This is a genomic window from Rhodoferax sp. GW822-FHT04A08, assembly GCF_058801025.1.
In genome coordinates this window covers 1-7,006 of record NZ_JBXAMW010000038.1, presented here as the reverse complement: position 1 = coordinate 7,006, position 7,006 = coordinate 1, and the positions used below count along the sequence as shown (strand labels likewise).

General features: G+C 50.7%; 6 protein-coding genes and 1 pseudogene. 2 read left to right on the top strand and 5 right to left on the bottom strand.

Going from position 1 to position 7,006, the window contains the following annotated elements:
* Nucleotides 1–145: 145 nt before the first annotated feature.
* The 4 genes from AC1RMF_RS26190 to AC1RMF_RS26175 form a co-directional block, all read right to left on the bottom strand.
* Nucleotides 146–583, bottom strand: a complete 438-nt coding sequence (locus tag AC1RMF_RS26190) for a universal stress protein (RefSeq protein WP_493145437.1) — start codon at nt 581–583, stop codon at nt 146–148.
* A gap of 296 nt (nt 584–879) precedes the next feature.
* On the bottom strand, nt 880–1,179 hold the full coding sequence (locus tag AC1RMF_RS26185; RefSeq protein ID WP_342616757.1) for a hypothetical protein: 300 nt from the start codon (nt 1,177–1,179) through the stop codon (nt 880–882).
* A gap of 893 nt (nt 1,180–2,072) precedes the next feature.
* Complete coding sequence (locus AC1RMF_RS26180; protein WP_493145436.1) at nt 2,073–3,197, bottom strand: fascin domain-containing protein; 1,125 nt, start codon at nt 3,195–3,197, stop codon at nt 2,073–2,075.
* A 942-nt stretch (nt 3,198–4,139) separates the two neighbouring features.
* Nucleotides 4,140–5,066, bottom strand: a complete 927-nt coding sequence (locus AC1RMF_RS26175) for a LysR family transcriptional regulator (protein ID WP_493145435.1) — start codon at nt 5,064–5,066, stop codon at nt 4,140–4,142.
* Nucleotides 5,067–5,567: 501 nt separating this feature from the next.
* On the opposite strand from AC1RMF_RS26175, the gene AC1RMF_RS26170 reads away from it, so the two are divergent.
* Nucleotides 5,568–5,957: a phospholipase D-like domain-containing protein gene (locus AC1RMF_RS26170; protein ID WP_493145434.1), complete on the top strand. Its 390-nt coding sequence runs from the start codon at nt 5,568–5,570 to the stop codon at nt 5,955–5,957.
* Here the strand turns inward: AC1RMF_RS26170 and AC1RMF_RS26165 are convergent.
* Complete coding sequence (locus AC1RMF_RS26165) at nt 5,931–6,266, bottom strand: TetR family transcriptional regulator (RefSeq protein WP_493145433.1); 336 nt, start codon at nt 6,264–6,266, stop codon at nt 5,931–5,933. The two genes, AC1RMF_RS26170 and AC1RMF_RS26165, sit on opposite strands and share 27 nt — an antisense overlap.
* Nucleotides 6,267–6,567: 301 nt before the next feature.
* On the opposite strand from AC1RMF_RS26165, the pseudogene AC1RMF_RS26160 reads away from it, so the two are divergent.
* Nucleotides 6,568–6,753, top strand: a pseudogene (locus AC1RMF_RS26160) (arginine deiminase-related protein); the annotation flags it as partial.
* Between the last annotated feature and the right edge of the window lie 253 nt (nt 6,754–7,006).

Sequence of the window (7,006 nt, the reverse complement as noted above, 5' to 3'; positions counted from 1 at the left end):
TTAATGCATTTGCAAAGTAATACATCATGTAGCACACACTCGCCTTACCCCATGCGGCTACACGCCGACCTTGAAGTGGCGGCGCGTGACGCTCCATGCTGGCGCAAGGCAGCGCCCCACTGCCAGCCGTACTACTGCCCAATAGTTAGCGAAACACCAGCACCGGGATTTTTGTGTGGGTCAGAACCTTTTGGGTCTCACTACCCATCAATAATGCGCGCAAACCGCGTCGACCGTGCGAAGCCTGGAAAATCACGTCGCACCGCTGTTCTTGCGCTACATTGATGATTTCCTCGTACGGATGCTCATTCACCCGATGCAACAATGCGTATTCCACGCCCGCTTCAGAAGCAGCATCCTTAAGCACTTGCAAATTGCGCAATGCTAGCGCTTCAGAATCTTCCTCGTAACGGTCAATGGAGTCGGAGAGCATGGCTCCGTCCATGGAGAAGTAATGGTAGGGCATGGTAACCGCCAATCCAGTAACTCTGGCATTGATTTCTTTGGCCAATTTGACACCATTGGTGATGGCCGCGTTCGATAAATCGGAGCCATCTGTGGGAATCAGAATGTGTTTAAACATGGCCATCTCCTCGGGGGTTACAAGCGGAAGTTCGTAAAACCGCGCGCACAATTCGCTGCATAGGGCGCAAGAGGTCACCAGACTTCCGATATGGCAGCCTCTGGATCGCCAGGCGCAACCTGTGGACCAATGGCGTTCAGCGATAGCAAATTATCGGCACAAATCAGTTCATTTACAAATGGAGCGCAACGCCTACTGTAGGATCATTTTTATGACATGACCACGTGCCCGTCATAAACTGCCGACCTACAAGTGGAAAGCCAACTAATACGTTGTGCTGCATGGACAGTCTGAGCTCAACCGTGTTTGTGCAAAAGCGCCCGAATTACGCTCAGACTAACGAGTGGATTTGAATGTGCCTCTTGTACCTTTTCCAAATCAGCCGCTGCAAGCCTTAAGCCACCCAATAGCTCTTCATAAGCAGCGCCCCTTCGCAGGGTCCTGATCAAGGACGCTGCATTCCGCAATTCCTCTTTAGAGAACATGCTTTGCACATCCGTATCTTGCAGCGGGTCTTCATGAGGGTTCTCAGACTCCCCTTTTTGTAAAAGCCCGGCCCATATGTTGTCAAAGATTATCTTCTTGGATTCTTCCATGGCGAACTGATAGCCTCCATTAGTGGCCCATGCCGCTGAGCTGTCGTGGCTGGCGCGCTGTACAGCTGCGATTGGCGAGTTGCTCTCTATTTTGTGCGTAATCTGACATAGCCTTTACCTGCTTTCACATGTAGCTGGATGGCAAATTCAGTAGTGTTTCCAATACCTTCCCTTGCAGTAATCGACTCAAGAACAGAGGTCGTTCGGCGTATAGTAATCGGATTGGTGCAGATTGCGCCAGCGCCTAGCCGATATTTAGGACGCACAGACTAGCGAAACTGATAACCTGAATGATTGACATGCAGTGTTATGTTGGTTTAGTTGACTCTGCATTTTAATTCGAAAGAATCTCGGTTTTGGGGCAAATAATAGATAGCTAGGTAGCGGCGCGTGAATCGCCCCGAGGGCGATTCAGAGACTCAAAGGTTTTCCCCTACTTCAGAAACGACATATGACCGTGCCGGATTCTCGCATGTCGCTCCCGATTTCGAAGCGACGGTACAACTTCGTTTACATTCTCCCAGCAGCGAAGGGCTGGTTGCAGTCGTTGCAGCCGCAAGTCAACGCCCCGCGAGGCGGACATTGAGTTTATGGAGTGCCAATGGAGCCTTGGTGGGTAGGCAACTGACGCTAAGGCAGCTTTACCGCTTCAATATCGGCTTTAACACAGAGCGGACAATGGACGAAAAGTCGCGTCTCATGCCCACAATAGACACCATCAACTGGTATTTTTGCAAGAGAACCATGAAGCTGGCCAGCGCAAGCCTGGCCAGTGATCGGCGTAAATGGGCTATGTCAATAAAGCGTTGCCAAAACGATCCCCAGCGGCAGACGCATCAATTGGATTCACAATGCGCAGGAATGTGGCGACGTTTTGAATACTTCCCAAGGAGTCAGGATACGCTTATCAGGCTAAACGTCTCCCATGGGCCGAGTGCTCTGGCATCGGTGTGGATAGGCTTTTGATTTGCCCCTTCTCCCCACCCACCACCGTTTACTGCCGTTAGGTAATAGCCCGCAGTAGTACAAATCGCATATGTCCCATCTGCTTGCTGCTCGAAGATGAGCCTTTCCCATGAGTCGACCCAAGTCGCATCGGTATGCAGCGGACTGCTGGCGTCATTGGGCCCCCCCATGCCACCACCGTTAACGGCCGTGACGTAGTTGCCATTGCTGGTGCGCAATGCAAATGTTCGCGACTGCGCATCAATGGGAACCAAGACGAACTTTTCCCAGGGACCTACGGTGCGGCTATCTGTTTGAATAGCCACATTGCCACCGCCAAGGCCACCATTGTTGACCACGGTCAGCGTGTGACCGTTAACCGTCCTGATAGCCACGACAGGTTCAAACGGAAAGGGGTCGGGACCGGGCGTGGGATTTGGTCCCGGTTCCGGCTGTTCTGGCGGTAGGTTGCAGATTTGAATGGCGCTTGCAGAATCCGAGAGCAGAAAGCCGAATGTGGCCAGCAGGATCACGATTTCGGCGACAAACGCCATGCCGTCGGTGGCCAAGGCCGCAACGATAGTTGCAACTCCGGTAATTCCGTAAAGAACCATCTCCCACCATTTGAGGCTATCAGTGAAGGCCTCAAAAACTGCGCCCAGGCACCCCCCTGAATAAATGGTTTTTAGTATTTCGAAAACGCCCCACGCAATTTCTGAGGTGGTGGCGCCTTGGGCAGCTAGCCTAGCAATGATGATTTCTATTTTCGACAGCACTGGCGCCACGGCATTCGCCATCGCTTGAACAGTGCTGCCGCTGACTCCCGCACGCAGCCCGACCGCCCCAACTGCCAAGCAAACAACGTCAAATACAACATACCCAACCGCCAATTGACATCCGGAGATCGCTGCGGCTGCCGCTACGGACTGCTGTCGGAACTTTATTTTGCTCCAGTCAACGGTCATCCCGGCCGTGTTCTTTAGCACTTCATCGAGCGTCAGTGCCTGAATTCTCGGATTGTTGGGATATAGGTTCTTGAAATCACCCAGTTTATTTTCGGTCAAATTTGTCATCGGAAGCTCCATATGAGTTGATCAATGCTTTTCCGAACGACGCTCCGTTGCTGACGGATGAAATTGCTGTTTTTATAAGCAAATGATATTTCCATCTGCATGCCAAAGACTAGCACGCAGCACTCGATCAGAGGAACGATTTCATGCCTTCTTTGGAACATGACTTGTGCTTCGTTGGAACGAATGCGCAGACACTTGAAAATCATCATGACCTGTTCCCCCGTATACAAATTAACTTTCGTAACGCTGTAGCCGTTAGGAAAGTGGCCTTCCCTTTGAAAATAGCTAAGTCATTGCCAAAAAGCCAATGTTGACGAGACTCTTGACTTGATCATCTACGCATCAAACTGGAGCTTTAATGGAGGGGGAACTATTCTTGAATTGTTGTGTTGGCTTTGACGTTGATAATGATCAAAAAAAATACGTTTGCATAGAACGTTTTTAAGGGGATTCGCACGTTATTCGTGGGTCTTAAAATACAACTACTAAGAACTTATGCGCGACGGATGTTTTGTTCGCTACGCAAGAGATTGTCGAATTCGAATCAACCGTCATGTGTTCTATCGGCTGAGCGCAGATGACTACTAGAATTATTCATGAGCCCATTTCACCAATCTGGTACAGGTGAACTTCAATCAACTTAAAGGAAAGGCGCCCGATATCTGGAAGATTTATTTCATGATTGCCGCCAGAGCCACCGTAGGGATCATCGAGACAGCATGTGCAAAGGCTAGTTTCACGTGGCCCTGGTTGATTTGCAATACACGTTGACTCCGCCTGCAGAGGTTGTCAGCAGGGAACCACTGTCGTATCAACGGTCGTTTTGCACCACTACTGCAAAAGTCCTTCGCCTAACATGGAGTGCATGCCCTATGACCGGCCCAAAGCAAGAAAGCCACGCTGCCCACGCAGTGCCCCCGGCAGACCCGGTGCATGGAGTAGTCAGGCAACCTTCATGCTCCGGCCAACGTGTTCTACCAGAAAGTCAATCAGTACTCGACATTTGGGTGCCAGAAAACGATTGGGGGGGTAGAGAATGTGTGCAGTTCCGTGATAGTTTGCCTCAAGCTCCCACTCGGGAAGGATCCGCCGTACGGTCCCCTTTTGCAACACATCTCTGACCACAAAGTCTGGAACACATCCCAATCCAATGCCTCTGAGAATGGCCTCCAGCCGCATCTCGCTGTGATTGGCTACGTAACGGCCCTTGACCACCACATCCTCAACTTCCTTGCCCTTCTTAAATCGCCACCAGTTGTCCCTGTCCCGCTCGCCAATGTAGAGGCAGTTAATTCCCACCAGGTCTTTGGGATACTTGATGGGATGGTTGTTCTTGAGAAATTTGGGGGAAGCGCACAGGATGTGCTCGACCTTCATAAGTGGTCGCGAGGCCAAATTCAAGGGTGGAACTTTGGTCAGTTGGACTACCAGATCAACCCCTTCCTGAATGGGATCAACCGATTTGTCAGTGACGATTAGTTGGACATCAACGTCAGGATACTTGTCCAGGAAATCAAGTATCGCGGGGTGCAGAATATGCTTTGCAAAGGCTTTCGGAGCGGTGAGCCGCACCATGCCTTGCGGTCGCTCCATGAATTTCGCCGTCACCTGCATGGCACCTTGGGCTGCTTCCACGAGTTCGCTGCACTTGTGGAATGCCTCCATACCCACATCGGTGAGCTGCAATTGACGGGTTGTACGCCGAATCAATTGCGCCCCTAGTACCTTCTCGAGCCGGGTCACCTGTTTACTTACCGCCGAGGGGGAAACGTGCAAAAAGCGCGCGGCAGCCGAGAAGCTGCCTGACTCCGCTACGCGAACAAAGGTCACCATTTCAGGCAACACGCCCAAGAATTCATTATTTCCCATTAAGAAAAACTCCCTTTGCAGCAATACCTGTCATCAATATACCTGCGAAGAAGGAGCACTGCCGCTTCGTGAAACTTTGTGCCAAACAAGGCGATACCGGCAAATCATTGGGAAGTCAATCGGAAATGGTTCCGATGTAGTGCACCGCAGCGGTGGACAAGTCATAAATCAACACGACAACCGTAACCTTTGTTGAAGTGTTACATCCCCACATTCCCAAGCAAATGAATGTTTTCAAAGAAAGTAACAACTCAAACTGCCACAGCGCAGCACAAATTATCATTATGAACAAATTCTCCGCCGCTGCAATCGGCCTCCTCTCCGTAGTACAGCCACTACCAACGCCCGCGTTTGCCAACCGCATGACTTCATTCTGGATGGCCACAGACGAAAAAAGCAGCGGGCAGTCGCGCGAAATACAAATGACAACATTCGCACCCAGAGCATCCTATGCAACCTGTTTCACCCCGGGGCAGTACTGCGAAGGTGAGATAGATCAGCTTGATCTACCATGCGCAGAAAAGTATCTTCATGCAAGCATACTCGTTCACCTCGGCGTCAATTGCTAAGGCCATGATGCAAGCAAAACAGCTTGGTGTTGACGTTCGAGCAATTCTCGACAAGAGTCAGCGACCCGAACGCTACACCGGGACGACGTTCCTTCTGAACGCCGAAGTCCCGGTTTTAATTGATGAAAGATCCGCGATTGCCCACTCAAAAATTATTATCTTTGACCAAGAAACTATTTTGACAGGCAGTTTCAACTTCACGAAAGCTGTTCAAGAAAAGAACGCTGAGAACTTCATCATCATCAAGGGCGACACACGCCTGATCAAGCTGTATACCGACAACTGGATCGCACGCTCAGCTGTCTCCGTGCGCCTTCCGTAGCAGTTCATTCTCCTTCACAAGGCGATAATTTATTGACTGTGATCGATCTAAATCGCTCTTTAAACGCTCGATTTCTTTGCGGGCCTGTGCAAGTTTATTGCAGCATTCCTTAAGGCTGCCACGATTAGACTCAATCTTTTGGGCCAAAGTGTTGCCAATCAACGTCCTGATCTCATTGGCAACCTCGGGATAGCGATTGTGAATTGTGGAATTGCTCACTCCAGCTTCCTTTGCAACCGCAGCGATGCTGAGCTTTGTACCAACCGGGACAGTTTTTGTAGCCGCGTGCTGGAGGCGCTTGATTGCCAAGTCAAGCGCCTTCTTCGTGTTCTCTCTGGAAGTTAACGAGGGTCGACCTAGATTCACGTAATTTACGGGAAAAGTGAAGGACTTTTTGTCGAGAATTGAGAATTAAGCATTTTATGCGGCTCGAATTCTTGGTGAAACGAGGTCAATCCAAAAAGCAGGCACCTCATTCTTGGTTGGGCATCTATGATGCTTGGGCGGCAGACTGTTTGCGCGCTGAGTGCTTTGAAGTTTGATCAGCTTGGTGTTGACGCCGATTGAATCTTGACAGTGGTCAATTTTCGGTCAGCTGCAACAGCTCAACGGGTCCAGTGGCAGGATACTAGCCATCTCTTCACGCGCTTTGGCCAGCCTGTCTTCGGAACAAGTGGAAGTCATCGAGCAAAGTGCTACGATCATCCCATTACAAGTGCCCACCATCGAGTTGGCCGGTGGCTCGGTCAGATTCATGCTCGCAGGTATACACCTATGTAGGCGCGACAAGAGTTAGTCTTCTAGTTGCCCCTGCAGGTCACACCCACAATTAGAGGACGACGCTATTCCCAACGGGTAGGTCAACGCCAAGCGCTTTGGTAATGCACTTGGAGAAGCTATGCAGCCACGTCACAAAAAAGGGGCCCGCATGCCCCTTGTCTGATGGTCTGACAAGAACGTTTGTGTTTATGCCGGAGCGGTGGCCTCATCGACCATGGGTGCTGATACTGCTGGCTCCGCCACTTTGCTCTTCTTCGCCGCTACTTTGC

What these genes read in the sequence shown, in the direction of transcription:
- AC1RMF_RS26190 (WP_493145437.1), bottom strand. Translation starts at nt 583, where the DNA reads ATGTTTAAACACATTCTGATTCCCACAGATGGCTCCGATTTATCGAAC.
- AC1RMF_RS26185 (WP_342616757.1), bottom strand. Translation starts at nt 1,179, where the DNA reads ATGGAAGAATCCAAGAAGATAATCTTTGACAACATATGGGCCGGGCTT.
- AC1RMF_RS26180 (WP_493145436.1), bottom strand. Translation starts at nt 3,197, where the DNA reads ATGACAAATTTGACCGAAAATAAACTGGGTGATTTCAAGAACCTATAT.
- AC1RMF_RS26175 (WP_493145435.1), bottom strand. Translation starts at nt 5,066, where the DNA reads ATGGGAAATAATGAATTCTTGGGCGTGTTGCCTGAAATGGTGACCTTT.